Genomic DNA, 26,070 nt, shown 5'->3' with positions numbered 1-26,070 from the left:
GGAGTATTTAGAGGATGCAGCAGCCCGGTTCAGTGAAAGAAGTCGTCGAAGCCGGTCTATGCATCGGTTGCGGACTGTGCGAGGCGCTGGCGCCTGAACGCTGGAAAATGGCCTTTACGCCGAAGGGCCGCCTGCGCCCGTCCAGGATAGGCGCGGGATCTGATGCGGAGATCCTGCAGGCCTGTCCAGGGGTGATCGCCCGCCCCATCAGCGAGGCCGCACCGCGGACGGACACGGTTTGGGGCGGCTATCACCGGATGCAGGAAGCCTGGGCGGTTGATCCGGACACCAGGTTCCGGGCGGCATCTGGCGGTGTCCTGACTGCGCTGGCTGCGCATCTTCTGCGAACCGGCGAGGTGGAATTTATCCTGCATTGCGAGGCTGACCCGCAGGCGCCGATGCGTTCTAAGTGGTGTCTCAGCGATACGCCGGGGCAGGTGCTGGATCGGGCCGGGTCGCGCTATGGGCCGAGCGACACGCTGGCAGGTCTGGCCGCTGCGCTTGACTGGGATGCGCCCTTTGCTGTGGTCGCAAAACCCTGCGACGCCGGTGCGCTGCGCGAGCTTGCCAAAACCGATCAGCGGCTTACCCGCAACCTTGTGGCGGTGCTGGTTATGGTCTGCGGCGGGGCCTCGGACCTGGGCAAGTCGCAGGCCGTGCTGGATGAGTACGATCTGTCCGAGGATGACATCGCTCTGTTCCGCTACCGCGGTTATGGCAACCCAGGGCTGACCCGGATCGAAACAAGCGATGGCCGGGCCTTTCAGAAAACCTATGGCGAGATGTGGGCAGACGAAAGCGGCTGGCGCATCCAGACCCGCTGCAAGATTTGTCCCGATGCCTTGGGGGAAGCCGCGGATGTAGCAGCCGCGGATATATGGCCGGATGCCAGCCCTGATGGCGATGACGAAGGCTTCAACGGGGTGATCACACGGACAGCGGCCGGCGAGCAGCTCTTCCGTGCCGCGAGCGAAGCAGGGAGCCTGACCGCCGGCGCAGACATCACCCCCCGCCAGTTCGACTCCTTTCAGCCGCATCAGGTCCGCAAGAAACACGCCTTGTCCGCTCGGCTCAGGGGCATGGCTGCCGCAGGCTCCCCGGTATATGAACATGAAGGTCTAAGGCTGGAAGCTCTCGACACCCACGATGCCCAGGAGGAGATGGGAACCCTGCAGCGTGTCCGCTGTGGCAAGTTCCATGAAGAACTTCCGTAGCAGGGTCCAGCCCAAAGGATTTGACCTGCGATGAAACTGGCGTACGCCGCACAGCAGCTTGTGTTAAGGTCCGCCTTGGTCCGAACTGATCGTTCAGCGGGACTTCCCAGGCAGTGATGCGTACGATCTTCATCGGTGGCTTCTTCTGGTGCTGTGCGCAGTTCCTATCTGGCGCGGATTTCATATGAGGCGACGGGCTTTCCGAAGATGCCGGTGTCGGGAGTAACGCCCAGCCCAGGCGTATCGGGTGGCGTGGCTTTGCCCCCGATGTTGCGTGCGCCCTGGCCCGGGACCGGATCGACCCCCAGATGATAGTGGCATAGCCAGCTGTCCATGTGATGCTCAGGCGGGGTGCTGCTGGCCAGGTGGACCGCCGCGGTGTCAGCCAGGGCGGATCCGCCTAGATCCTCGATATGCATCTTCCAGCCGACGGATACGGCGAAATCGCGCACCTGCAGGGATTTGGTCAGCCCGCCAAGCCGGTTGGGTTTGACCTTTAGCCCCGCGCAGGCATCTGTTTTCCAGGCGCGCAGATGATCGTCGAATGTGTGCAGACATTCGTCCAGCAGAACAGGTTGGCGCACATTTTGGGCGACATAGGCGCATTGTTCCAGCGTTTCGCAGGGCTGTTCGATCCAGCTGCGGGCATCCGACACGGTGTTCAGAACTTGCAATGCCACGCCCGGCAGCCAGGCCCGGTTGATGTCATAAGTCACGAATTCAGAAGGCAGCAGAGCCGAAGTTATCGCCTCGATCCGTTCGATATCGGTTTGCGGGTCGGACCCGCCTAGCTTTGCAGAATGGGTGCGGTACCCGGCGGCGCGCGCTTCGAGGATAAGAGCGATCATTTCATCGGGTGTGCCGGTGGAGATAGAGCTATTGACATGAACCGGCGCGGCTTGGGCTCCGCCCATCAGCTGCCACAGCGGCATTCCGCTGGCCTGCCCCAGAATGTCCCAGCAGGCCATGTCGACCGGGGATTTCACGTAAGGGTGGCCGGGCAGTTGTACGTCCATCAGCCGGTTTATGTGCCCAAGGCTGCGGGGGTCTTCGCCGATCAGAAACGGGGCCAGCGTTTCCAGGCCCGCACGGATGCCGGGCCCATGCGCCGGCAGATAGGTATGGCCCCACGGGCAGCCTTCGCCCCAGCCGGTAATTCCTTCATCGGTGTCGACGCGCACGAAGGTGGAATCGAGCTTTTCGAATTTCAGCCGCCCGCCGGACAGCCAGTAGGGCTTGGTGAGTGGCAAATCGAGCTGGTAGACTGTAATGCGCGAGATTTTCATGTTGCTGTCTCCTCTGCGGGCATTTGAGGATTGTCCGCGGCGGCGTTTTCTACCGACCGCCCCTCATGGGATTGCACTTTGCTCAGCGTCATTTCAGAGAGGTGGGCTGCTAACGCTGTGCTGCAGGCCGGAAGCGGCGGTGTGAATTCTGCGGCTTCTGATTTGCTGACAGTCATGCCGCCTGCCCCGCAAGCTCGAAAACCGGCGCCCCGAGATTGTAAAAGTCCGGCGTCACGCCCAGCCCCGGGGTGTCAGAGGCATAGAGCTTGCCATCACGCGCTGCCGGTCCGCCGATCCCGGTGCTGCGCGTGATGTAATTCATCAGATCCGTCGAGTTGACCAGCATTTCCTCTGGCGTGGAGGCGGCGAAATGCGCCACCGCCGAGGTCGTGATCTGACCTCCCCAAGAATCTTCGGAAACCACCGGTATGCCATGGTCAATCAGGAAATCACGCACCCGGCGGGCTTTGGACAGGCCGCCAAGGTTGGAGATCTTCAGACAGCAGATCTCAGCCCCGCGGTCATTCACGATGCGGCGGGCCATTTCGATGCCGGTCACGCATTCATCCAGCTTCATCGGCTGCTCTGCCACACGGCGCACCTGTTGGCATTCGTCATAGCTGTGACAGGGTTGCTCCAGGATAAAGTCCAGATCGCGGGTCGCGCGTGCCACACGGATGGCATTGTCGACACGCCAGCCCTGGTTCGCATCGGCCATTGCCTTCTCACCCGGTTTCAGCAGCGGCACGCCGTCGCGGATGCGGTCGATGTCGGTGACCCAGTCGCCGCCCACCTTGATCTGAAACTGCCGGTAGCCCGCTGCGCGATGCAGCTCCATCTCGGCAATGGTTTCTTCCAGCACAGGTTTTTGCGGCACAACCCGGTACATCGGCGCGCCATCGGTGAGCTTGCCCCCCATCAGCATCCACACCGGCTGGTTGGTGGATTGCCCAAGAATGTCCCAGCAGGCCGCATCAAAAGGAGCCTTGGCATAGCCATGGCCCTGCACGAATTTATCCATCAGCCGCTCGATCCGGCGCAGCTGGCGCGGGTCTTCCCCGAGCAGGCGCGGCGCGGCTAGGCGGGCAAACGCCTCCACCCCTTCAGAATGGGCAACCATGTAGTTTTCACCGCAAGGAGCAAACTCGCCGCAGCCTTGCAGCCCTGCGTCAGTATCAACCACAACCACCGACGACATCGAGGTGGTTATGGCGTTGCCCGCCCCCCAGCCATAGGAGCCGCCGACATAGGGCAGCGGGGTCTTGAATACTCGAATGCGTGTTATTTTCATGGTGTCACCACGATGTTTCCGACGTGCGATTTGGTCATGAAGGCCTGTTGCGCAGCGGCCAGATCGCGCAGCGGATATGTTTCAGCCAGAAGCGGCTTCAGGGCGCCGGTCTCGATCATGCCGACGACGCGCTGCATGGTGCCGGGCGGGCAAATCGTCGCGCCGGTCAGCTGCAGGTCCTTGTAAACCAGCTGGCGCAGGTCGAATTCCGCCATTTGCCCGGCAATGCAGCCGGAGGTCGAATAGCGGCCGCCCTGGCGCAGTGCGTTGATCAGCGGCATGAACATTGGCGCACCCACCACATCGAGAGCGATATCCACCAGCCCAACGGCAGCCTTGCGGATTGCAGCTTCCAAATCGGGCGTGTTGCGGCCGATGACGATGGCAGCACCCAGTTCCAGAAGCAGTGCCGCCTTGGCTGGGCTGGCCACCGCGATCACCTTGCAGCCCCGCAGCCGACACAGCTGAATGGCGGCGGAGCCGACGCCGCCCGATGCGCCAGTGATCACCACGGTCTCGCCAGGGCGCGGCGCGGTGCGCTGCACAAGGTTCTCGGCGGTGGTGTAGGCGCAGGGGAAGGTGGCCAGTTCCGCATCGCTGAGTGTGCTGTTGACAGGAACCGCGTTGGCCGCACGCACTATGGTATATTCGGCAAAGCCGCCATCGGCTTCGGATCCGAAGTAGCCGGAGTTTTCCGTGTTGAGCCAGTCACCATGGCCAAGCAGCCAAGGGTCGATCATGACCCGCTCACCGATCCGCGTTGCGTCTACGCCTTCCCCGACGCCAACGATTTCACCAGCAACATCCGCGCCCTGAATGACCGGAAAGTTCAAAGAGCCGCTGCCCCAGGTGCCGTCACCGGCATCCGCTTCCTCGAAGCCATCGGTGCTGCCGCTGCCCAATTCTGCATCGACGGATTTGGAATACCAGGCGGTACGCGTGTTGATATCGGTGTTGTTCAGCCCGCATGCGCCGACCTTGACCAGCACTTCGCCCTTACCGGGCTGGGGCGTCGGCACATCTGTGTACACCAGCTTGTCGAGCCCGCCGTGGCCGGTCAACACAACTGCTTTCATCGTTTTCGGGATCATCCCGGCCTCCCTGGTTTTCTTTGATATGTCTTTCTATCGGCGTTAAGGAGCGGCAGCTTCGCCGCTCCTTCTTGCGGATCATGCCGGCTGGTGAACGGCGTCGGTTGGTGGGCGCCCCGATTTCGGATCATAGGCCGGCCCACTCAGGATACGGCCCTTGCGCGGCTCACCTGCGGCGATGATCTCAACCTCCTTACCCAGCACATTCACGTGCAGTTTCACGAAGGCAAATGCGAGGATCTTGCCGACGGAGTGACCGTAGGCGACCGACGCGGTTGCACAGTCGGCAAGATCGGCATGCGTTCGAAGGAGTTTTCTAGCCAGGGCATGACGCGGTCGTAATCAGCCTCGAACAGCCAGTTTTCATATTCCCAGGGACATTCATTGTGCCAGACGGAGTTCGAGTTCTCTTTCTCGTAGATCCCGATCCGCCCCTTCTTTTGCATCATGCGGATGTAGCCCGAGGCCAACTTGTCGTCGCGGATCACCGGCAGTTCAGTGTCTAGATCCTTGAATCCGGGCACGTCCTCGGTGACGAAATAGTGGTGGGTCATCGACGTCATCGGCAGTTGCAGATCGGACCATTTGACCATCTGGCGTGCATAGGTGCCGCCGGCGTTGACGACGTGCTCGCAGATGACGGAGCCTTGCTCGGTTTCAACAACCCACTCACCGGCGTCGTTCTGGGTGATGTTCGTCGCGCGGAATTGGCGGAAGAGTTTCACTCCCTTTTGTCGGGCGCCAGTGGCCATCGCCATTGTCACGTTGGAGGGGGCAACGAGGCCGTCGTCTGGAGTGTACAGAGCGCCAACGACACCTTCGAGGTTATAGTAAGGGTGTTTCTCGGCGATGAATTCCAGACCGACCAGTTCGATTTTGAAGCCAAGCGAGCGGCCAACAGACAAGGTGTGTCGCAGCCAGTCCATTTCGTCTTCTGTGTAAGCCAGACGGAAAGAGCCACAAGCGTGCGACGTGGAGCCTGAGGTGAGCTCCGCCTGTTCCAGCAGCACCGTTTTTTCGCCCCAGGCTTCATGACCCAATGATTGGCCTGGCCGCAGCCCAAAACGCCACCGCCGACAATGACGACCTTGGCGGTTCTTTTTTTGGACATCGCAATTTTCCTGTTCGAGAGACATGGGGTTCGATAGGCGCCCTGCTGCTACGTATGTACCAAAGTTACCATCAAATGGCACATATGTACATGCTTTGGATGAGCATGAATTACCCATTACACAAATGTACCAATCTCTGTTTTGAGGTCGCTTTCGTCAGATTTGGACGAGTTGACCCCTCAGCTGCGGAAGACCGCACGTTACGTAGGACATGTTGACAAAAGGGATTCACACTACCCGCTGAGCGTAATTCAAGCTGGTATCTGCGATGGAGACCAGCTCGGCACGAAATTTGATGCCGGACGAGGAGTGGGTGTTCTTTGAACGGTTAATCCTATCTGTCTGAGCCCCGTACGAACGCAAGCCCACCAAACACCGCCTTGTTCTCGATGGAATTTTCTGGATCGCCCGCACCGGCGTCTCTTGGCGCGATTTGACTAAGGAGTTCGGCAAGAGGTTAAGTGTCTACCGCCAGTTCCGGCTCTGGGAACAGATCATGGGTGTTTTGAACGAAGGCGGCACCGTTCCGGACCTGCTGCGCTTTGAAAGAAGCGGACCTACGGTCGCGGCTTCTTTCAGCACGGCGCTACGCCAAGCTAATCTTCTACCGTTTGCTGATCGAATTTGCCGGGACCTCCAGCCGCTTGGAAACAACGTCTACCTTTTCTCCGAAAGCAATATCGAGTTCGGTTCCAACAACGATCTGCGCGGGGTGCAGGTGGGGACAGGCGAGGAGCTGAAGCTGGGGGCTAGCCAAGCGAGTGGCTCGCTGGCTGCTGGAGCGGTCAGCGCGCAGTATTCCCAGCTACCTCTGACGCCCCCCGCTCTGACGGGAAGGCGATGTTTTCCGGCCAGTGTTGCAGGAAAAATCCGCCAGTGGGAAAAAATTAAGGAATGCTTTGCCTGTGCCGTGTAACCTCTGTGCTTGGGTGTCCCCATGAGACAAATTGAGTTTTTTGCCTTCCTGGCTGCGCAGTTTGCGGTATTCAGTTCCTTGCTCCGCGCTGTCTGCAGAAAAAGAGAGGAATAGCCCTGTGAGCTTCAAGAATGCAGTTTCATTAACCTGCTTTTGTCTCAGCCTGCTGTTTGGTCATGTTGCGGCAGCCCGCAACCTGGTCATTGGCACGATCAGCGACGAGCCTGTCAAGGAAGCCCGGGTTTTCCTGCCTTTTGCCGAATATCTTGCAGCGCAACTGCAGGATGAGAGTATCACAGCAGGAGAAGTCAGAATTGCCCGGAACATTGCGCATATGGCGGAATTGCTGCGCAGCGGCGAGGTCGATGTCTTTGTCGACAGCCCGCTTGTCTCGCTCGCGGTCAGGGCAAAATGCGGTAGCCGCTTGGTGGCGCGAAGATGGAAAAAGGGTGTCGCCGAATACCGGTCTGTCGTCTTTGTCCGCCGGGACAGCGGCATCCAGTCGCTGGAAGATCTCAAGGGCAGGGTCATCGCCTTTGAAGAGGCCTTCTCCTCCAGCGGTTACATCCTGCCCCGGCACACGATTGCAACGCAAGGTGTTCAGCTCACCGCGATGAGCGGCCCGCGGGCGGCGCGGCCTGCGGAGGCCACGGGCTATGTGTTTTCCGGTGATGACGAAAACACCATCGAATGGGTGCTGCGCGGGCTGGTTGATGCCGGCGCCATGTCGCTGAATGGGCTGAAAAAACGCGCCGGAGATGATTTCGGCAGCCTTGACGTGCTTGTCCAGACGGAAAGTATCCCGCGGCATGTGGTCAGTTTGTCTCCTGGGGCATCCACAGAGTTCACCGCGGCGGTGCAGGCCGTGCTGATCAACATGGATCAAAGCGATGAAGGCCGCGGGATTCTGGAAAATTTTGAAAGAACAACGAAATTCGATGCCATACCGGATCAAACGCTGGACATGCTGGAAGAGTTTGAAACGCCGGTGACAGCCCTGATTGGCGACTATTGAGTTTCGCATGTCGGGCCTCAGGACAAAACTGGTTGTCTACACGGTTTTGATCGTCTTTGCGGTTACAGGGGCGGTTTCGGCCATTTCGATAACTTTGGCCCACCAAGCATCAGTTGCTGCGTTCGAACGCCATGCAAAGGTGCTGGCAAAGACACTGGGCGAGGCGGTTCTGGAACCGTTGTATGAGCTGAATGTCAAACTGATGCGCCAGCAGGTGAGCTCGGTCCTGGTCGGCGAGAGTGCCTTGCGGGTGATGATCCTGGATGCGGGCACGCGTGTTCTGACCGATGGAACCGATGAAAACCCGCTGCGGGGAAGGGAGTTCAACGAACCCTATCTGCGGCAGGCCAGGGAACGCGCTGAATGGGTCACCTCGCTGCAGGACGGCGTGATCCGGGTTGCCGGACCGGTGCAGGCAACGGCGGACCGGCGGCTGGGGTATGTGGTGCTGGAATATTCCACCGCGCAGCTTGATGCCGAATGGATGAAGCACATCCGGCTGACCCTGCTATTGGCCGGTGTCTGTGCCGGACTTGCCTCAATAGCAGCTGTTATCATGGCGAGCTGGATAACCCGGTCGATCAAGCGGCTGACGGACTTTGCCACCAGTATCCGCCTGGGCAGTGCCATGCGGAAAATCCCTGAGTGCGGCCACGATGAAGTCGGCCGCTTGGCAGATGCTTTCACCGACGTTCTGAGCCACTTGGATCATAGCAATGCCGAGCTCAAAGAGCTGGCAAATTCGCTTGAGCAAAAGGTAAAAGAAAGGACACAAGCGGCGGAAGCGGGCAACAAGGCGAAGTCCGAGTTTCTGGCGACAATGAGCCATGAAATCAGGACCCCGATGAACGCGGTGCTGGGCATGGCCTCGCTGCTGGAGGAAACCAGCCTGGACGAGGAGCAGGCGCTGTATGCCAGGACGATCTCTGAATCCGGCGAAGCGCTGCTGGACATCATCAACGGAATACTCGATTTCTCGAAGACCGAAGACCGAAGCCGGGAAGCTGGAGCTGCGGACTGCGCCGCTTGATCTGGAGGAGCTTCTGAGCGGGGTGGTCCGTATGCTGGCCCCCAATCCGGCGGAAAGCCGGGTCTCGCTGCGGCTGGAATATGATCCTGAGGTGCCGAAGGACATCCTGGGGGATGAAGGGCGGATCCGGCAGATCATTGTGAACCTTGTCGGCAATGCGCTGAAATTCACCGAGGTTGGGTCGGTGACCATAAGAGTCACCGGCCGGACTGCTGGCGGCATGGCGAAGCTGCGGATCGCCGTGGCAGACACCGGGGTGGGCATTCCCGAAGACAGTCTCGAGAAGATCTTCACTGCGTTTTCCCAAGTTAACGGCACCGCTTCCCGGGATTTCGGCGGCACCGGGCTGGGTCTGGCGATCGCTTCCCGTCTCGCGCATCTGATGGGGGGCGGTATTGAGGTCCAGTCCGTGCTCGGGAAGGGGTCCACGTTCACCTTCACATGCGCCCTTGCAACCGCTGAAGATTTGGTGACGGGGTAACTGCGGTGTGCAAGGCCGGAGGCCTTGGCCTGGCTGGGCGGCATTGCAGGGGCGCGGAGAAACCAAAAGCTGAACTGAGCTGGCCGACGAACCCGGTCGCTGCGGGTCGTGTGTCACTTGGATTGCGTTTGCCATTGTCCCTAGGAAAGCCATGCGGCAGGTGGAGGAAGTCATGAAAGCAAAGATCAGCTTCAAGCAGCTGCAGGCCCTGGAAGCCGTGGCCAGGCATGGCAGCTTCACCCTAGCGGCAAGAGAGCTTGGCATGTCGCAGCCGACGGTCTCCAACCTCGTCTATAACGGCGGCTATGATGCTGTCCGGCGTTACGCGGCCACGTGGTCCATTTGCTGCCGCCGGACCTGGGTGGGTCGCCACATACAGCCGCTGTCACGCAATCGGTTTTGAATAGTCTTAGGCCGAACACATAATGATCGGAGTGGCCCACTTGGTCATCTTTGAGCCCATTGCTGCCGCCGGCCGCCAGGCTCTCCCTCGCATGTGCAGCGCATCGCGAACGGCGCTAAGCGGCCCTTGCAAGTTCAGCTAAGGAAAAACGGCTGACGGAATGCGCTCGGCGACACAACTGCGATGTGGGAGTATTGCCGCAGAACTAGCGCATCTCCTGGTGGCCTCCAGCCAGCCAGTCAAAAACCAACCGCGCCCGGTCTGATGACTGATTGTGCAGTTTGACATAGAACTCCAGCGGTGCCGTAATGGTGTCAGGCAGCAGCTTGACCAGCTTGCCGGATGCGACCAGATCTGCAGTCAAGCCCTCCCAGCCGAGCACGGCCCCCATGTCGTCCTGCGCGGCTTGCAGTGCGATGACATAATTGTTGACGCGGTGGGTAGACTTCAGCGGTCCTGAATAGCCCAAGGCCTGGGCCCACCCCTGCCAGTCGGTGCCGCCGGTTTCCAGCGAATCGAGATGGATCAGCGGAACCTCCGCGATGCCTGCCACGCTGCCTATCGGGTGCTGATCGGCAAACCGCGGGCTGCACAGCGCCATGATCCGGTCCCGGAACAATGCTCTGCAGTGGCCGCTGTCGCGGGACATATCGCTGTAATGCAGGCTGAGGTCGCAGTCGCCACCCGCCTTTTCCGTATCACTGACGATCTGGGCCACCGAGATATGCTCGTAGCTGCGCCAGAAATGCGCCAGCCGCGGCGTCAGCCACAGTGAACTGACAGCGGTGCTGGAGCGGATCGTTACCGAGCTTCGACCGTGCTGGGCCCGCAGCTGTTCAAATGCATCATTGATCCCCTCAAACCCCCTTTGCAAAGCGACCAGTAAGTAAGCACCGCTTTCCGTCAGTTCGACGCCGCGGTGAAACCGGTTGAACAGGCTGCACTGTAACTCGCGCTCGAGCGTCTTGATCTGATGGCTGACCGCCGCGGGGGTGACGTTCAGCTCTGCCGCGGCCAGTTTAAAGCTGGTGTTCCGGGCGGCGGCTTCGAAGCTGACCAGGGAGCTCATCCGGGGCAGGTCATAGGGGCGGTTGGGCAAGGCGGTTTTATCCTACTGACAAAAATACTGCTTTCTGGCTGCATCTTTTCTCACATTTGGGCAAATTCAGCTAAGCCAAGATGAAAATTTTTACAATTGCCGAATGAGGGAATGACGCCAGAATGCAGCATCATCCTCCGGCTCAGGATCAACACCAGCCGGGCGAGACAGTCAGGAATTCTGCCGCTGCAGCCAAGGCTGCCGGAAACCCGCAAACAGGAGTTGGACAATGAAGTCGCATGCAAAAGTGGTGGTCGTCGGCGGCGGCTGTGTCGGGGCCTCGATCCTTTACGGGCTGACCCAGCATGGCTGCAGCGATGCAGTGATGCTAGAGCGCACCACGCTGACTTCGGGGTCGACCTGGCATGCGGCCGGCCTTTTGGTGACCTTCGTGCGTTCGCACAACATTTCCAAGATGACGATGGAAACCATCCGCATCTATGGCGAGGTGGAGGAGAAACTGGGCAGCTCCGTGGGCCTGCGCCAGGTTGGCCAGCTGCGGGTGGCCAACACCGAAAAGCGCTGGGACGAGTTCCAGTCTTATATCTCCATCGCAGAAGCAGCGGGCGTGCCCTGCCGCCTGGTGACACCGGAAGAGATCAAGGAGATCCACCCGCTGCTAGCGCAGAGCGAGAACATCCGCGGCGGCATCCTGCATGACCAGGACGGCTATGTGAACCCGGCGGACATCACCATGGGGCTGGCCAAGCTGGCCCGCGATCAGGGCGCGATAGTCTATCAGAACACCGAGGCACAGGCTTATGAGAAGCTGGACAACGGCAATTGGAAAGTGACCACCAGCAAGGGCGAGATCACCTGCGAGCATCTGATTTTTGCCACCGGCAACTACGCCCGCGAGAACGCCCGCCGGGTGGGGCTGGACCTGCCTTGCATCCCGATTGTGCATCAGTACTGGACCACCGAGACCGTGCCGCTATTGAAGGAGCGCCGCGCCGAAGTGCTGCCGGAGTTCCCGATCCTCCGGGACGAGGATTATGGCGCCTACCTGCGCGAGGATGTCGGCGGCTTCCAGTTCGGGCCATATGAGTTCGAAAAAGATCTTAAGCTGTTTGCCGAAGACAAGGTTCCAGCCGATTTTGGTGCCGACCTGCTGCCCGAGGATTTCGAGGCGGTGGAAACCCAATGGGAACGTGCGCTGGAGCGGGTGCCTGCCCTGGGCGAGGTGGGCATCAAGGCCAACACCCGCGGGCCGTTCCAGATGACTCCGGACGAGCTGCCGCTGTGCGGTCCGGCACCGGGGCACGAGAACCTGTGGCTGGCCGAGGGCGTGCCCGGCGGCATCCTGTGGGGCGGCACCATGGGCGAGCGGCTGGCACGCTGGATCGTCGATGGCCATCCCGGTATGGACATGTCGGAGATCGACCCGCGCCGCTTTGGCGACTATGCCTCCAAGCGCTGGACCATGGACAAGGTGCGTGAGACCTGGGGCACCCATATGGATGCCCATGTTCCGGGCGAGGATTTCCCCAACGCGCGGCCGATGAAGACGATGCCGTCCTACGATCTGCTGACGGCGCATGGCGCGGTCTGGACCACCTTCAACGGCTTTGAGTTCCCGCGCTGGTTTGCCAAATCGCCCGCCGAGGCCGTCCCAGAGCACAGCTTCCGCCGCACCAACCACATGGAGCTGGTGCAGGAAGAGGTGCGGCTGACCCGGGAGGAGGCTGCGTTCATCGAGATGTCGCCAATGACCAAGTTCACCGTCCGCGGCCGCGGTGCCGCCAAATGGCTGGACGGGATCATGGCCAACAAGCTGCCCAAGGTTGGCCGCATGACCCTGGCCGTGGCGCTGAACCTGCAGGGCGGCATGGAGGGCGAATACACCATCGTCCGTTATGGCGAGAACGACTTCTATCTGGTCTCGACCCCGAACGGGCAGGTCTACAACTGGGATTATCTCTCGCGCTTGCTGCCGGATGACGGCTCGGTTGTGATGGAGGATATTTCGGAACAGCTGGGCGTGATTGCCCTGGCAGGGCCGAAGTCGCGCGAGATCCTGCAGCAGCTGACCGACAACGATCTGTCGAACGAAGCCTTCCCTTGGCTCAGCGCCCAGATGGGCGAGGTGGGCTATGCCAAGGGCGTCCACCTGCTGCGCGTCAGCTACACCGGCGAGCTGGGCTGGGAGCTGCATCACCCGGTCGGATACAACCGGCATCTGGTGGATCAGCTGCTGAAGGCAGGTGTGAAACCTTTTGGCCTGGAGGCGCTGGAATCGATGCGGCTGGAGAAGTCCTACCGCGCGATCAACCGGGAGATCTGCAAGGACATGACCCCGTTTGAGGCCGGGCTGGACCGCTTTGTGGCGCTGGAAGGGCGTGAGTTCATCGGCCGTGATGCGCTGGTCCGGCAGAAGGAGGCGGGCGGTTACAACACGCTTGTCACCCTGAAGCTGCCGTTCTGCGACACTTCGGTGATGGCAGATGAGAGCGTCTATAAGGACGGCACGCTTGTCGGCCGCGTGACCTCGGGCGGGTTCTCCTATTACTGCAACCATGACATCGCGATGGCGCTGGTGCCGCAGGAGCTCACCGCTGAGGGCACGCGCCTGCAGGTGATGGTCCACAACGAGCTGCGCGAGGCTGAGGTGATCGGCATCTGCGCGGTCGACCCAACCAGCGCACGCGCCCGGGCCTGATCCCGGCCTAGCCACAGGAGCATGACATGACGGAACTGAACACACGGGCGCCGCGCGGCGCCCGGGGCGGACGGGCTGCGCGCGTCAAAGCCCGCACCAACCCGGCCCCGGTCTATCTGCCCGCGCTGAACCGCCGGGTCGGCCCCATTGATCTTTTGGGTCCGGAAGGGGTGGAGAAGATCCACAATGCGGCGATGACGATCCTGGAAACCACCGGCATCGAGTTCCGCGACCCGGTGGCGCTGGCCGACTGGAAACGCGCCGGCGCCGATGTGCAGGGCGAGCGGGTGCGCATCGGCCGCGAAATGCTGAAGGAGCTGATTTCCTCGGTGCCATCGGAATGGGGCTATGCCGCCCGCAACCCGGAGCGCTCGCTGCGGGTGGGCAACCGGCACTCGGTCTTTGCCAATGCCTATGGCGCGCCTTTTGTCTATGACTTGGACGGTGTGCGTCGCCCCTCGGTGCTGGAGGATGCGCATAACTTCTTCAAGCTGAGCCAGATGAGCCAGTCGATGATGGTTCCGGGCATCCTGCCGGTGGAGCCGCAGGACGTGCCGGTGCCCGAGCGCCATCTGGAGCTGGTGCATGCGGCCCTGACGCTGACTGACAAGCCGATCAAGGGCTCGGTGCTGTCGGAGCAGGCGGCGCGCGACACGGTGGAGATGGTGCGCATCGTCTTTGGCGAGGAATTTGTCGACAGCAACGTGGTGCTGGCAGCACTTTTGAACTGCAACACGCCGCTGGTTTGGGATGAGACCATGCTGCAGTCTTTGCGGGTCTATGCCGGTGCCAACCAGCCCTGCCTGTTGTCGCCTTTTGTCTTGGCAGGCGCCTCGGCCCCTGCCAGCCTGCAGGGCGGTGTGGCGCTGCTGATTGCCGAAAGCCTGGCGGGTATGGCCTACAGCCAGATCATCCGCCGCGGTGCGCCGATGGTGCTGGGGGTGGCGATCATGGGCGTTTCGATGAAGACCGGTGCCCCGATGATGGGTTCGCCCGAGCCGGGGCTGATGAATCTGCTAGTGGGCCAGATGGCGCGGTTTTACGACGTGCCCTGGCGGACCTGCACCATGTGGACCGGTTCAAAATCGCCGGACATGCAGGCCGGGTTTGACACCGCCAACACCATGTGGCCGGTTCTGCTGGGCGGTGCGAACTACATCGTGCATTCGGCCGGTTTCCTGGAGGGAGCGCTGGGGGTCAGTTACTCGAAATGGGTGCAGGACACGCTGCAGCTTGAGAACTTTCACCGGTTCTTCAGCGGCCTGCAGGAGGAAAACCTGGATGCGCTGCTGGGTGATATCGAAGCGATCGGCCCCGGCGGCCATTTCCTGGGTACCGACCACACCCGCGAAAACCCGATGCATATGAATCCGCTGCAGAACAACGACAGTTTCGAGCAGTGGGAGGCAGAAGGCGCCAAAACCGCGGAACTGGTGGGCCGCGAAGAGGCGCAGCGGATGCTGGACAGCTACGTGCAGCCGCCGATGCCGGACGACCAGCGCAGCAAGCTGGATGAATTTGTTGCCAAAAAGCGCGCGCTGTACCAAGCCTGACACGAGCGGGCGCCAAGGCGCCCCTTTGACCCGACACAAGGACAGGATTTGAGCCCATGACCGCATCTTCGACAAAAACGCTCTCACTCGCCGAAGTGCGGGGTTTGGCCAAATCTGTCCTTGTGGCCGCGGGGATGGACGCGGCGGGCAGCGATGTGATTGCCGATATCGTCACCTGCTCTGAGCGCGACGGCCCGCGCAGCCACGGGCTGCGGATGCTGCCGGTCTATGCGCAGAGCTTCACCTCAGGCTATGCCAATGGCGCCGCGGCGCCGTCGGTTGAAAAGATAGCGCCGGGCGTGCTGCGCGGCGATGCGGACAACGGGTATTACCAGATCGCTGCGGCGGCCGCGCGTGATGAGCTGATTGCCCTGGCGCGGGAAAACGGCATTGCCGCCTTTACCTGTTCCAATTGCCACCACCTGGGGGGGCTGCGTTTTGACACCGAACCGCTGGCCGAGGCCGGGCTGGTGGCGCTGGCGGTAATCAACTCGCTGTCGATGGTGGTGCCGCAGGGGGGCGTTAAGCCGGTATTTGGCACCAACCCGATGTCCTTTGCCTGCCCGCGCGAGGGCGGTGAACCGGTGGTCTGGGATCAGGCGGCCTCGATGGTGGCGCTGATGGATATCCGAATGGCCGCGGCTGAGGGCCACGAGCTGCCGCGGCCGGCTGGGCTGGACCCCGAGGGCAATGCAAGCACCGACCCGAATGCCATCCTGGAAACCCGCAGCCTGTTGCCCTTTGGTGAGCACAAGGGCGCCGCGATTGCTTTTATGATCGAAGTGCTGGGCGCGGCTTTGGCAGGCGGGACCCTGTCCGTTGACAATCAGGAGCGTGAATCCTTCGGGGCCCTCAACATCAAGGGCGGCGCCACCCTGATTGCCATTGATCCGTCCCGTTTCGGAAATGCCGCCTTTGGCGACTACATCACCCGTATCTGCGCCGAAATTGAAGGCAATGGCGCCGCCCGGGTGCCCGGCGACGGGCGGCTGAAAAAACGCGCGGCGGCAGAAGCAGACGGCGTTGAAGTCAGCACCGAATTGCTGGCGCAGCTAAACCAGCTGGCAGGCGCCTGATGAAGCGGGTGGTGATCGCAGGCGGCGGCGTTGTCGGCATCTCCTGCGCGCTGGCGCTGCAGGCCGAGGGCCACAGCGTTACCGTGCTGGAGCCGGGACCGGTGGGCGAAGGCGCCAGCTGGGCCTCCTGCGGCTGTATTGCCGTAGGGGAAATTGTGCCGCTGTCGCAGCCGGGCATGCTGATGAAAGTGCCGGGCTGGCTGCGGGACCCCGAGGCGCCTCTGTCCCTGCGCCCGGCATCTGCACTGGGGCTGCTGCCGTGGTTTGCCCGCTTCACCGCCAATTCAATGCCCTTCCGCATGCGGACGATCGCTGCCGACCTGTCGCGGCTGACCTTTGCTGCAACAGCCGACTTCAAGGCGCAACTGGCGGACATCGGCGCTCCGGAATTGCTGGTGGAGCGCCCGGTGATCAAGCTGTTCGATGATGAGCGCGACAAGGCTACTATGGGCGCGGCCTTTGATCTGGCGCGCGAACTTGGCTGCATCATTGACGACATCTCCGGGCAGGAAGCCCATGAGATGGATCCGGCCATCGCCGCCGATTTCAAATATGCCTCGGTGCTGCGGGACTGGAGCTTTGTCACCTGCCCCAAGCGGCTGGTGGAAAAGCTGATGCAAACCTTTCTGCAGCGCGGCGGCACGGTGCTGCCGCTGGCCTGTGCAGGCTTTCAGCGCGACGGCGCCTGGGTTTCCGGTGTCCAAACAGCTGATGGCCAGCTGCTGCCCGCCGATGAGGTAGTGATTGCGGCTGGCACCCAGTCCAAGGGTCTCTCCAGGCAGCTGGGCATCCCGCTTCGCCTGGAAGGCGTCATGGGTTACTCAACCGGTTTGCAGGATCCAGGCGTGAATCTGAAGCACACGGTTTTCTACCCGGCGGGCGGGTTCGGCATCACACCTTACGAGAGCGAGCTGGCGGTTGCCGGCACGGTGGAATTTGCCAGCCTCTCTGCCGCCCCCAAATGGCGCCGGGCCGATGTGTTGGTCAAACGCGCCCACCGGGTACTGCCAGGGCTGCAGGATAGCCACCGCAGCCGCCGCATGGGCCGCCGCCCCTTCACTCCCGACACCCGCCCCATCATCGGGAGAACCGGCAAACTGGCCAATGTGACACTTGCTGCCGGTCACGGTCAGCTCGGGTTGACGTTAGGAGCCACCACCGGACGGATCATTGCGGACGTCATTGCAGGGCGGCGGCTAGGCGAGGAAATCAGCGCCTTCAGCCCGGACCGGTTTTAGGTTCGGACAATTCAGCATTGCCGGACTTGAGTGCGGCGCATTCAGAAGCGGCAGTTGCCGGTCGGCGCCCCCCCCCGGTCTGGCCAACAACATACTTTGCCGGGTTGGCAATTATTAAACGCCGGAACGCCTTTCCTTCAGAGGCATCCCGTCCAACGTTTAAACTCCTGGCTCACGCTAGACACTTCGAACTGCGGACCCGAAAGAACGGCGCTATTCCGCAAGCCTGCCATCTAACCGCCGCTCGTGAAATGGCTCCTTCCACTTTAACGGGCATGCTGCCGCAGGACGGCTTTGAGCTGGGAGCTGTCCTTTCCAACTGCCCCGCGAACGTCCGGTTTGTCCTGTGTGGATGACGTCTGCAAAGTGGAGTTCGTCCCGATTTCCGGACAGTTTGATTATTGACCCTATGCAGCGTTTTTCCAATCCATGTTTTCATACGCTTGCGCGGGTGTTTGATAGCCGATGGCTGAATGCCGCCTCTGACGGTTGTAGAAGACCTCAATGTATTCGAAGATCGCAGCCTTTGCCTGGGCGCGCGTTTTGAAGCGCTCCCGATGAACCAGTTCCTTTTTCAGTGATGCGAAGAAACTTTCCATTGGTGCGTTATCCAGGCATTCGCCGGTTCGGCTCATTGATTGGATGATCTTCGCGGACCCGAGCAGCGCGCGGTATTCGCTGCCTGCATATTGCACGCCGCGATCCGAATGATGAATGAGCCCAGGAACGGGGCCATTGCGTCCCAGGGCCATGTTCAAGGCATCACAGCACAGTTCGGATCGCAGATGATCGTCCATGGCCCAACCCACGATTTCACGCGTGGCCATGTCCTTGATGGCGGCAACGTAGAGCCATCCTTCGTTCGTATCGACGTAAGTAATGTCCACTGCCTGACAGTGCATTCGCATCGCGAATGTCACGAGAAGGGTCGAGCCAAACCCGGTTCGGAACGGTACAATTGAACTGTTGCTCCAACAGATTTGGTGAGGGTTTGAGGCTGTGATTGCTGTCTGTGGTGCGCGGCTTTCGACGCTTGTGCGGGCGCGGAGAGACCCGGTTTTCCCGCATTATTCTGGCCACACGCCGCTCGGAGACATGGATCCCATCGGCGATCAGATCGCGGTGTATGCGCTTTGAGCCATATCGCTTCTTACTTCGAGAGAAAGCCGCTTTGATCTTGGCCAGCAGGTCTGCGTCCCGGTCGTCGCGCAACTTTTGCCGCTGATTTCGGGCTGGTTGCGACTGAGTAGAACCATAAAACCAACTGCGACCGATCCCCAGAATGCAGCACAGCAGGGAAATGGGATAAAGGGTCTTATGGGCAACGACAAATGCATGTTTCGCGGTCATGTTTTCGCTGCCCTTGAGGCGAAAAAAGCGGAAGCTTTCTCGAGGATTTCATTTTCCAGCTTCAAACGTTTGTTTTCCTTCCGCAGACGATCCAGTTCCGCCGCATCCGCCTGCTGCCTGCGCAGCGCCGCCATTGATCCTGCCGCTTCGATCTCCAAGCGCCACGTCTTCAACTGCGAGCTCGTCACTCCAAGCTCCTTGGCAACACCGCCTTGTGTGGCCCCAGGCTTATAAAGCCGACCAACAGCTGCGGCTTTGAACTCATCTGTGAACGTCCGTCTCGATTGTCCCATTCCATGCTCCATTCGTGGACAGGGGTAATTTACCCCGCTGTCCGGGAACAGGGACGAAGTTCACTGTACCTTGGATTTTCTCGCTGCGTGCGCTCGCAGCACGCCGGATACCGCAGATCCAGAAAAGTACGCGCTGCCTCGCCGCGTTCAAAGCCGCCATGGGTCGAAGTTGCAGCAAAAATTGACCAGGGAAGGATCGAGGCGCCGGACAAAGCCGTCGCTCCCGTCGCCGGGGACAATGGCTGCAGGCCGCCGTATTGCGAACCTTCGTCCTTATAGCAGATCACCGGGGTCGTTCATGCTCACCGGGCGGAAGGCAAAAGTTCGCGGCAGCCAGCCTTCCACAAATTTTGCGCCATTAAATCGGACGTTCAAATGGGAGGTCTGGCGATCTATTGAAAACGAGACATCGACCCTTTGAACGTTGCCAGCGGGCTGGAATGGCGGTTTTTGGGGCAGTATAAGGCTTGTCTCTTTCCATGCCCTTCGCAGGCTACCTAATGTTTCACTATGTGAAGAGGCCGGAGAAAGCTGCAGTCAGCCGGTAAAGGTCGTCCGGAATGTAAAGCTGTAGCCGCCGGGTGCCAGGGCTTTGGGAGCACGCGGCATACGGGCTCTTTTTACCGCGGCTACTGCCGCTTGATCTAACTTGGCGTTGCCGGAGCTTCGGGTAACAGTAACGGTCATCAAACGCCCCTGGGTTGAGACCGTCAGGTGCAGCCGCACTGTCCCCTCCCCGCCGCCGCGGGGCGGGCGTTTCTGCCGCTCGATCCGTGAGATGATTGCTGCGCCCCAGCGGTTCTTGAGACTGGCAGTGCGCTTTGTATCTCCGGTGGTGGCCGCATCTGCGCCGCCGTCGCCCTTGGCCTGTTGGCGGCTGCTGCCGGCAGCTTGCTCTTGCATACTTTCCGTTGAAGGTGCGGGGGATGGGCCGGGTGCCGCTGCAGCGGGCGGAGGTGGTGGAGGCGGCGGTGATACTTGCCGCGCAGGTGCTGTGTCCGCGGCGGGTGCAGCGGCAAGCACAGGCGAACTGACAGCTGCCGGAGCGTGCGGGGCATAAGGCGCAGCCGGAGCGGCAGCCTGCACAGGCTGCTGCGGTGGGTCGGCCGGAGCCTTGGCAGGCGCTGGCGTGTGGATCTCCGGCGGACGGTTCCAGTCAGAGACCTGCTGCGTCAGCGCCTCAGAGGCGGCCGCCAGTGTCACTTGCCCGCTGCCGCTGCTGCCGAAGCCGGCTGCCCTTGTGCCGCCCTCGCGCATTGTCAGAAATTGCAAGGCGTGCAGCGCAGCGGCGGCGGCAAGGCAGGCGGGGAACAAGGCGCGCCGGGTCAAGAGCCTGTGCCTGTCAGGCTGACAGCCTTGATGCCTGCGTCGCGCAGCCGGGAGATCAGCGCCGCAACCTCGCGGGCAGGCACCCCGGCATCGGCGCGCAGAGTTAGGACCTCAAGTTCTGCTGCCTGCGCCGCAACAGCGGCCAGGGCGTCCCCGCCTTCAGCCCCGGAGAAATGCAGCTGGCCGTCTGCGGCCATGAACAGCACCGCCTCCCGCATCGGAGGTTCACCGCTTTCCAGCTCCGGCGGGGTCACCGCAAAGGGCGCGCGTGGCGCGATTTGTGAGGACAGAAGGAAGAAGATCAGCAGCAGGAACACCACATTGATCATCGGCAGGATTGGCTCGCCTGCTTGCCGCTTTTGGGGGGTCGAGAAATTCATGCCGCTCACTCCATCACCACCAGGCCGGTGAAGCCGGCTCCGGACAGCAGACCAGCCGCATCCATCAGCTGCTGCAGCGAGGCGTTGGCGTCCGGTTGCAGGATGATCGCATCCGATTTCTTGTGGGTCAGCGCAGTCAACCTCTCCGCCAGGGCTTCTTCCTCCACTGGAACCCCGTTCAGCCGCAGCCCTTCAGCAGTCACCAGAACCAGCCGCGGCGGCCCCTGATAGGTGCTGCCCGCGCCGCCCATGGCCAATGGCACCACCCGGTCGCGGCCGAATTGCGAGGCGAGCATGAAGAACACCAGCAGAAGAAACACCACGTCGATCATTGGTGCGAGGCTGAGGCGCCTTTTCGCGCGCGGTGTTCCAAAGGCAAGTGTCATTCTGCGGCGTGCCGCAGTGCCGGACGGGCGGCTGCCGCAGTGAACACACGGGTGGCGGCGTCCTCCATTGCGGCTTGCTCACGCTCAGCCAGCCCCTCGATCCAGGAGGCAAGAGCCGAGGCCGGGATTGCCACCGCCATGCCCGCCGCCGTGGTCAGCAGCGCCTCCCAGATGCCGCCGGCCAGCACCGAAGGGTCAGCGCCGCTGCCGCTTTCCTGCAGGGCCTGGAACGCGCCGATCATTCCCAGAACGGTGCCAAGGAGCCCGACCAGAGGCGCTATGGCGGCAATCAGCTCCAGCGGGCGCAGGCCGCGGCGGAGGCCCGCCAGCTCTGCCTTGGCAATGCGGGTGGTCTCCTTTTCCGCGGTCACCGAGCTGAACTCAGGTGTCAGACGTGCCCGCATCGCGGACTGCGTTAGCCGATCCAGCGGCGTGCGGCCCGCGCTGATAGGCGGGGTGTCCCCTGCACTCCATTGATCGAGCCAGACTTCAGCCCGTGGCTTGCGCCAGACGCCCGCCTGTGCAAGCCCGATCACCTGCCAGAAGAACAGCGCCAAGGTCAGCACCGACAGCGCCGCGATCACCCACAGGGCGGGGCCGCCGCGGGCCATGAATTCGAGGAGAGGGGCAAGGGACATCGCAGCCTCCGTCAGTGGCCCGGATTTTCCGGGTCGGTTTGCTCAGCACCGCGGTCAAAGCGTTCGGCGTAAGCCTCGGTCAGCCGGTTCGGACCATGCAGCACCCGCCATTGCCGGATGCCATTGCGCCAGCCGGCCCGGCCTTCGCGGGTGTCGGGCTCTACGGCATCCTCAGCCGGAATTTCCGTCTCCAGCAGCTCCCAGACCGCCTGCTTGCCCTGGCAGTATGCTTCGGCGCCCCAAGTGCTCAGCAGTTTCCGGAACGCGTCAAAGGCGGCGCGGTTGAAGACCTTGTCCTCGCCCAGGCGGCCTATCACCGGGTTCTCAGGATGGACGCCGCAGCAGGGCACCCAGCCTTCGGGGATGGGCGTGTTGGCGGAATGAGTGCGCTCGGCACGCAGCAGTTTGGGCAGCACATGGGTGTGCGGGCCTTCGGGAGACTTGCCGCCGGTGTCGGGACCGCCGATCATTTGATAAACTTCGACCCGGCCAAGGCGGGTCAGCAGCACCCGGTGCGGATGGTGCTTCAGGATTGCCCCCATCGCTGGGTTGCCGTGCTCAAACAGCGAGCGGCCGGCGTTTTCGTTCAGCACCTCCAGCAGCTCAGGGTCGGCGGTGCGGATGCAGAAATCCGCCTGGTACTGGCCCAGCCCCATGTCGAACAACTGGGCGCCGCGGTCTTCGCCGCGCAGCGCATCTTCGTCGGGGCCAAGCGCGGTCAGCGCACCGCGCTGGTTCATCGCGGCGTCATCGTGCGGCAAGCACAGCGACACGGCTTGCGTCCAGCGGTGCGGCTTTGGACTGAGTGTCTCATAGGCGACCGGGCGCACGCCTTCCAGGGTGTCGATGCGCACGCCGCCGCGGGGGGTTACCTGCATAAGCCCGGCATGCTCCTGCGGGGCCGAGTCGCCATAGACATGGTGGAACTCGGCAATGGCGCCAAAGGACCCCATGTTCCAGCCGCAATCTTCTTGCATCAGCGCATCTTTCAGCACCTGTTGAAGCTCAGGCATGTGCTGCCCTCCTGTTGGTTGATTTCCATTCCAGGGCGCCTGTGTGGACGGCCTGGTAAACGGCTTTGCAGATGGCTTCGCCGGTGGCAGTGTGCAGCCCGGCATAGGGGTTTGCGCCAGCGGGAGCAGCTAGTGCGACGCAGTCGGTTCCGGTGCCGGTCGCCGTTCCGCTTGGCAAAATGATGTCAGCGTCCATCACTGCTGCGGTGCGGGCCTGGACCGCGATGCTCATCGCTTCGATCAGTCCGGCGTGGGTCAGCCCTTCGGAGAGGCGCAGTGCGACATTGATGGTCCCCCAGTTGCGGCTGGCGTAGTCCATCCGGCTGCCGACCCGTTCGGCATTGGACAAGCCGACAGTGGCCACCGCATGAGCGCTGATGCCTTCTACAGTGGCTGAGGCCTCGCAATAGCGGCGCACATCCCGCGAGGTCAGGAAGGCCACGGCATCCTCGCAGCCCCTCTGCGCCAGTTCACCCGCGAACCACTCGGTGACATCCAGATCACGCGGCAGGTCGCTGTTGCGGACTTCGCGCCACAGGATGCGGCGGGCGGTAACAAGGCCGGGGCGGTTCACAGCCCAGCTCAGCACTTGCATCTCTGCGCCGAGGTCAAACTCGATCCAGGGGCGTTCCAGGGTGACCGCGCCCATTACAGAACCTCCAGCGGCTGGAACACCGGCCCTTGCGCCGTTGTCTCATGCCAGACCGAGATGCCAAAGGCGCGCGCCATCAAGTTCGGTGTCAGCACTTCGGCGGGCGGCCCGTCGGCGAGGATGCTGCCTTCGGCCAGCAGGATCAGCCTTGTGCAATGGCGCGCCGCCAGTCCCAAGTCATGCAGCGAGACCAGCGCGGCGCGGCCTTCGGCAGCGAGGCTGGCAAAGACCTCCATGGTGGAGATCTGATGCGCCGGGTCCAGCCCGGCGGCAGGTTCATCGGCCATCAAGAGCGGCGTGTCCTGCGCCAATGCACGGGCAATCAGCGCGCGGGCCTGCTCGCCGCCGGACAGGCGGGAGGCGGCGCGCTGACGGAACGGGCCGAGCCCCATGCGCTCAATCGACTGGTCGACCAGCGCCTGATCGCCGGGCGGCAGCCGCAGCCCCTGAGGCAGATGCGGCAGGCGGCCAAGCGCCACCAGCCGCTCTACCGGGATCGGCCAAGCGATTTCGCGCGATTGCGGCATCCAGGCCGCCGCGCGGGCGCGTTCCGCGGCACTCATCTCCGCCAGCGAGCTGTGCCCCTTCGCCGGGATCAGCCCCAGGGCGGCGCGCATCAGGCTGCTTTTGCCAGCGCCGTTTGGCCCCAGCAGGCCGACGAATTCACCTGTTTGGATTTCAAAGGACACATCGCGGAGCACCGGGCGGTTCCGCAAGGTGACGGAGAGGTTCCGGACCGAAAGCACGCTCATGCCAGCCCCTTCCGCGTCTTATAGATCAGGTGCAGGAACAGCGGCGCGCCGACCAGGGCGGTGACCACTCCCAGCTTGAGGTCCCGCGACGGCAGGATTACCCGCACCGCAATGTCAGCCAGTTGCAGCATGATGGCGCCGCCAAGTGCCGAGGCCCACAGCAGCCGCGACGGCTGGCCGCCAACCAGCGGGCGCAGGATATGCGGCACCACCAAGCCGATGAAGCCGATAGCGCCCGCCACAGCAGTGGCGCCGCCGACAATGGCGGCAGTCCCGACAACCAACAGCAGCCGCAGCCGGTTCAAGTTCATCCCCATGGTCTGCGCCGCATCCTCGCCAAGGGTCAGCGCATCCAGACCCCGCGCCAGTGTCAGCAGGATCGCGCCCCCCGATAGCGCAAAGGGCAGCACCAGCCAGACATGCAGCATCGAGCGGTCCGCCAGCGAGCCCATCATCCAGAACACGATCTCATTGGCGGCAAAGGGGTTGGGCGACAAGTTCAGCACCAGCGAGGTCAGCGCCGCCGCCATCGCCGAAATCGCAATGCCCGCCAGGATCAGCGTCAGCGAGCCGCCCTGCGGCCCGGCCAGCGCCATCACCAGAAACACACCTGCCAGAGCACCGGCCAGCGCCGCCAGCGGCAGGCCCAAGGTGAGGCTGGCCGCCAGCCCGGTGTTGATCGCCAGCACCGCCCCCAGCGCCGCCGAGGAGGACACACCGATCAGCCCTGGCTCAGCCAGCGGGTTGCGCAGGTAGCCCTGCATCTCGGCACCCGCCAGCCCCAGCCCGCCGCCGATAATCACTGCCAGCAGCGCCCGCGGCAGCCGGATTTCCCGCATCACCAGGGTGAGCGGCCCGTAACCCTCGTCAAACAGAGCGGCCAGGCTTTCGCCGGCGCCCACATCGGCCGGCCCCACCGTGAGCGACAGCAGGAACAGCGCCAGCACCGCTGCGGCCAGAACCAGCATCAGACGGGTCATTCCCGGCTCTCCTTCTCCATGAACAGACGGCGCTCTGCGGCCAGGGTTTCCACCGCGCGCAGCACATGCGGGGTGCCGCAGACCCAATCCGCATCGCGCATCTGCCCGGCGCCGCTGCGGGCGGCCAGCTGCCGCACCACCGGATGCGCCAGATTGTCCTCACTGCGCGAGGCGCGCGGATAGGGCGACGTGCCGATCAGCAGATCCGGCGCGGCCAACGCCAGCAGTTCCAGCGGCATATGACCGGAGTGCGCATAGCCCAGTTCATCCGCGATATTGCGCAGCCCCGCCGCGCGCAGGATCCGGCCCGCGAGGGTCATACTGCCGGAAGTGAACCCGTTGGCGGCATAAAGCGCGGCGCGTGCCGCCTCCGGTCCGGCTTGCTCAAGCGTTGCCAGTCGCTTGTCGAAGTCTGCCAGCAGTGCGTGGGCCGCTTCTTCGCGGCCCAGAACCTGACCCATCTGCAAGATACGTGCGCGCACATCCTGCAGCGAGCTGGCGGGCTCGAACACCACCACCGGCACGCCAAGACGGCGCAGCATATCCGTGGTGGCAGGTGTCGAATAGGCGCCGGCAATCACCAGGTCGGGCTGCAGCAGATAGATCTCTTCGGCCAGCCCGTGGTTGGCGGGATAGGCCATGGCCGCGTCCGCCATGGCCGAGGCGCGTGTGTCCTGCGCGATGTAGGAGACCGAGGCCAGCTGGCCGGGCGCCGCAAGCAGCATCGCCAGCTGGTCAGTGCAGAGGTTCATCGACACCACGCGCGATGGCCCGGCAAAAGTACCGGTGGCGGCCCACAAAAGGGCCAGGGCTATGCCGGGGAGCCTGCGCAT

27 protein-coding genes and 1 pseudogene are annotated in these 26,070 nt (G+C 62.4%); 10 read left to right on the top strand and 18 right to left on the bottom strand.

What is annotated here, in order from left to right; translation table 11 throughout:
- Nucleotides 1-14: 14 nt before the first annotated feature.
- On the top strand, nucleotides 15-1,214 hold the full coding sequence (locus RA24_RS12390) for a Coenzyme F420 hydrogenase/dehydrogenase, beta subunit C-terminal domain (protein ID WP_019294419.1): 1,200 nt from the start codon (nucleotides 15-17) through the stop codon (nucleotides 1,212-1,214).
- 164 nt (nucleotides 1,215-1,378) lie between these two features.
- Here the strand turns inward: RA24_RS12390 and RA24_RS12385 are convergent, their stop codons facing one another.
- The 5 genes from RA24_RS12385 to RA24_RS12370 all read right to left on the bottom strand — a co-directional run bounded on the left by RA24_RS12385 (nucleotide 1,379) and on the right by RA24_RS12370 (nucleotide 6,018).
- On the bottom strand, nucleotides 1,379-2,500 hold the full coding sequence (locus RA24_RS12385; protein ID WP_039172563.1) for a mandelate racemase/muconate lactonizing enzyme family protein: 1,122 nt from the start codon (nucleotides 2,498-2,500) through the stop codon (nucleotides 1,379-1,381).
- Nucleotides 2,501-2,672: 172 nt separating this feature from the next.
- Entirely contained in the window at nucleotides 2,673-3,791 is a 1,119-nt protein-coding gene (locus RA24_RS12380) for a mandelate racemase/muconate lactonizing enzyme family protein (protein ID WP_039191891.1), read from the bottom strand.
- On the bottom strand, nucleotides 3,788-4,882 hold the full coding sequence (locus RA24_RS12375; protein ID WP_039191888.1) for an alcohol dehydrogenase family protein: 1,095 nt from the start codon (nucleotides 4,880-4,882) through the stop codon (nucleotides 3,788-3,790). The genes RA24_RS12380 and RA24_RS12375 overlap by 4 nt, the downstream gene beginning before the upstream one ends.
- 78 nt (nucleotides 4,883-4,960) lie before the next feature.
- Nucleotides 4,961-5,104: a hypothetical protein gene (locus RA24_RS22790; protein WP_019294415.1), complete on the bottom strand. Its 144-nt coding sequence runs from the start codon at nucleotides 5,102-5,104 to the stop codon at nucleotides 4,961-4,963.
- Complete coding sequence (locus RA24_RS12370; protein WP_206540664.1) at nucleotides 5,101-6,018, bottom strand: FAD-dependent oxidoreductase; 918 nt, start codon at nucleotides 6,016-6,018, stop codon at nucleotides 5,101-5,103. Before RA24_RS12370 ends, RA24_RS22790 begins: the two co-directional genes overlap by 4 nt.
- 244 nt (nucleotides 6,019-6,262) lie before the next feature.
- On the opposite strand from RA24_RS12370, the pseudogene RA24_RS22000 reads away from it, so the two are divergent.
- From RA24_RS22000 to RA24_RS12350, 5 genes and pseudogenes are all read left to right on the top strand, one after another.
- Nucleotides 6,263-6,535 (top strand): annotated as a pseudogene (locus tag RA24_RS22000) (transposase); the annotation flags it as partial.
- 415 nt (nucleotides 6,536-6,950) lie between these two features.
- A complete protein-coding gene (locus RA24_RS12360; protein ID WP_193747130.1) occupies nucleotides 6,951-7,925 on the top strand; it encodes a phosphate/phosphite/phosphonate ABC transporter substrate-binding protein in 975 nt (324 codons plus the stop codon).
- Complete coding sequence (locus RA24_RS21790) at nucleotides 7,912-8,955, top strand: histidine kinase dimerization/phospho-acceptor domain-containing protein (RefSeq protein ID WP_152612844.1); 1,044 nt, start codon at nucleotides 7,912-7,914, stop codon at nucleotides 8,953-8,955. The genes RA24_RS12360 and RA24_RS21790 overlap by 14 nt, the downstream gene beginning before the upstream one ends.
- Before the next feature lie 31 nt (nucleotides 8,956-8,986).
- Nucleotides 8,987-9,436 (top strand): ATP-binding protein, encoded by a 450-nt coding sequence (locus RA24_RS21785; protein ID WP_052269591.1) that lies wholly within the window; start codon nucleotides 8,987-8,989, stop codon nucleotides 9,434-9,436.
- A 172-nt stretch (nucleotides 9,437-9,608) separates the two neighbouring features.
- Nucleotides 9,609-9,839: a helix-turn-helix domain-containing protein gene (locus tag RA24_RS12350; RefSeq protein ID WP_152612192.1), complete on the top strand. Its 231-nt coding sequence runs from the start codon at nucleotides 9,609-9,611 to the stop codon at nucleotides 9,837-9,839.
- A 205-nt stretch (nucleotides 9,840-10,044) separates the two neighbouring features.
- On the opposite strand, the gene RA24_RS12345 is transcribed toward RA24_RS12350, so the two are convergent.
- On the bottom strand, nucleotides 10,045-10,908 hold the full coding sequence (locus RA24_RS12345) for a LysR substrate-binding domain-containing protein (RefSeq protein WP_199275858.1): 864 nt from the start codon (nucleotides 10,906-10,908) through the stop codon (nucleotides 10,045-10,047).
- 259 nt (nucleotides 10,909-11,167) lie between these two features.
- Between RA24_RS12345 and RA24_RS12340 the strand changes: the two genes are divergently transcribed.
- Genes RA24_RS12340 through RA24_RS12325 form a run of 4 tightly spaced genes read left to right on the top strand, consistent with a single transcriptional unit; the run spans nucleotide 11,168 to nucleotide 17,464 of the window.
- On the top strand, nucleotides 11,168-13,597 hold the full coding sequence (locus RA24_RS12340; RefSeq protein WP_039191883.1) for a GcvT family protein: 2,430 nt from the start codon (nucleotides 11,168-11,170) through the stop codon (nucleotides 13,595-13,597).
- A gap of 26 nt (nucleotides 13,598-13,623) precedes the next feature.
- Entirely contained in the window at nucleotides 13,624-15,150 is a 1,527-nt protein-coding gene (locus tag RA24_RS12335; RefSeq protein WP_039172579.1) for a trimethylamine methyltransferase family protein, read from the top strand.
- A 56-nt stretch (nucleotides 15,151-15,206) separates the two neighbouring features.
- Complete coding sequence (locus RA24_RS12330; RefSeq protein ID WP_029204619.1) at nucleotides 15,207-16,226, top strand: Ldh family oxidoreductase; 1,020 nt, start codon at nucleotides 15,207-15,209, stop codon at nucleotides 16,224-16,226.
- Entirely contained in the window at nucleotides 16,226-17,464 is a 1,239-nt protein-coding gene (locus RA24_RS12325) for an NAD(P)/FAD-dependent oxidoreductase (protein ID WP_052269590.1), read from the top strand. Before RA24_RS12330 ends, RA24_RS12325 begins: the two co-directional genes overlap by 1 nt.
- A gap of 407 nt (nucleotides 17,465-17,871) precedes the next feature.
- On the opposite strand, the gene RA24_RS22275 is transcribed toward RA24_RS12325, so the two are convergent.
- The 12 genes from RA24_RS22275 to RA24_RS12270 form a co-directional block, all read right to left on the bottom strand.
- Entirely contained in the window at nucleotides 17,872-18,366 is a 495-nt protein-coding gene (locus tag RA24_RS22275) for an IS3 family transposase (RefSeq protein ID WP_241480940.1), read from the bottom strand.
- The gene (locus tag RA24_RS22270; RefSeq protein ID WP_152612842.1) at nucleotides 18,278-18,814 is read right to left on the bottom strand and encodes an IS3 family transposase; all 537 of its coding nucleotides are present in this window, start codon (nucleotides 18,812-18,814) and stop codon (nucleotides 18,278-18,280) included. Before RA24_RS22270 ends, RA24_RS22275 begins: the two co-directional genes overlap by 89 nt.
- Nucleotides 18,811-19,107, bottom strand: coding sequence for a transposase (locus tag RA24_RS12315; protein WP_036761687.1), 297 nt, complete (start codon nucleotides 19,105-19,107; stop codon nucleotides 18,811-18,813). Before RA24_RS12315 ends, RA24_RS22270 begins: the two co-directional genes overlap by 4 nt.
- A 537-nt stretch (nucleotides 19,108-19,644) precedes the next feature.
- Nucleotides 19,645-20,010, bottom strand: a complete 366-nt coding sequence (locus RA24_RS22525) for an energy transducer TonB family protein (protein WP_039191877.1) — start codon at nucleotides 20,008-20,010, stop codon at nucleotides 19,645-19,647.
- A 422-nt stretch (nucleotides 20,011-20,432) separates the two neighbouring features.
- The gene (locus RA24_RS12305) at nucleotides 20,433-20,816 is read right to left on the bottom strand and encodes a biopolymer transporter ExbD (RefSeq protein ID WP_039191874.1); all 384 of its coding nucleotides are present in this window, start codon (nucleotides 20,814-20,816) and stop codon (nucleotides 20,433-20,435) included.
- A 5-nt stretch (nucleotides 20,817-20,821) separates the two neighbouring features.
- On the bottom strand, nucleotides 20,822-21,202 hold the full coding sequence (locus RA24_RS12300) for an ExbD/TolR family protein (protein WP_019294400.1): 381 nt from the start codon (nucleotides 21,200-21,202) through the stop codon (nucleotides 20,822-20,824).
- Nucleotides 21,199-21,840, bottom strand: coding sequence for a MotA/TolQ/ExbB proton channel family protein (locus RA24_RS12295; protein ID WP_019294399.1), 642 nt, complete (start codon nucleotides 21,838-21,840; stop codon nucleotides 21,199-21,201). Before RA24_RS12295 ends, RA24_RS12300 begins: the two co-directional genes overlap by 4 nt.
- Before the next feature lie 11 nt (nucleotides 21,841-21,851).
- On the bottom strand, nucleotides 21,852-22,853 hold the full coding sequence (locus RA24_RS12290; RefSeq protein ID WP_039191872.1) for a DUF6925 family protein: 1,002 nt from the start codon (nucleotides 22,851-22,853) through the stop codon (nucleotides 21,852-21,854).
- Nucleotides 22,846-23,502 (bottom strand): adenosylcobinamide amidohydrolase, encoded by a 657-nt coding sequence (locus RA24_RS12285; protein WP_019294397.1) that lies wholly within the window; start codon nucleotides 23,500-23,502, stop codon nucleotides 22,846-22,848. Before RA24_RS12285 ends, RA24_RS12290 begins: the two co-directional genes overlap by 8 nt.
- Nucleotides 23,502-24,257 carry an ABC transporter ATP-binding protein gene (locus RA24_RS12280; RefSeq protein ID WP_039191870.1) on the bottom strand — a complete coding sequence of 252 codons (756 nt, stop codon included), beginning with the start codon at nucleotides 24,255-24,257 and terminating at the stop codon, nucleotides 23,502-23,504. Before RA24_RS12280 ends, RA24_RS12285 begins: the two co-directional genes overlap by 1 nt.
- Nucleotides 24,254-25,237, bottom strand: coding sequence for a FecCD family ABC transporter permease (locus RA24_RS12275; protein WP_039191868.1), 984 nt, complete (start codon nucleotides 25,235-25,237; stop codon nucleotides 24,254-24,256). The genes RA24_RS12280 and RA24_RS12275 overlap by 4 nt, the downstream gene beginning before the upstream one ends.
- A complete protein-coding gene (locus RA24_RS12270) occupies nucleotides 25,234-26,070 on the bottom strand; it encodes an ABC transporter substrate-binding protein (protein ID WP_029204616.1) in 837 nt (278 codons plus the stop codon). Before RA24_RS12270 ends, RA24_RS12275 begins: the two co-directional genes overlap by 4 nt.

Source organism: Leisingera sp. ANG-M6 (assembly GCF_000813905.1).
Lineage (GTDB): Bacteria > Pseudomonadota > Alphaproteobacteria > Rhodobacterales > Rhodobacteraceae > Leisingera.
This window is presented reverse-complemented; position numbering and strand designations above follow the sequence as displayed.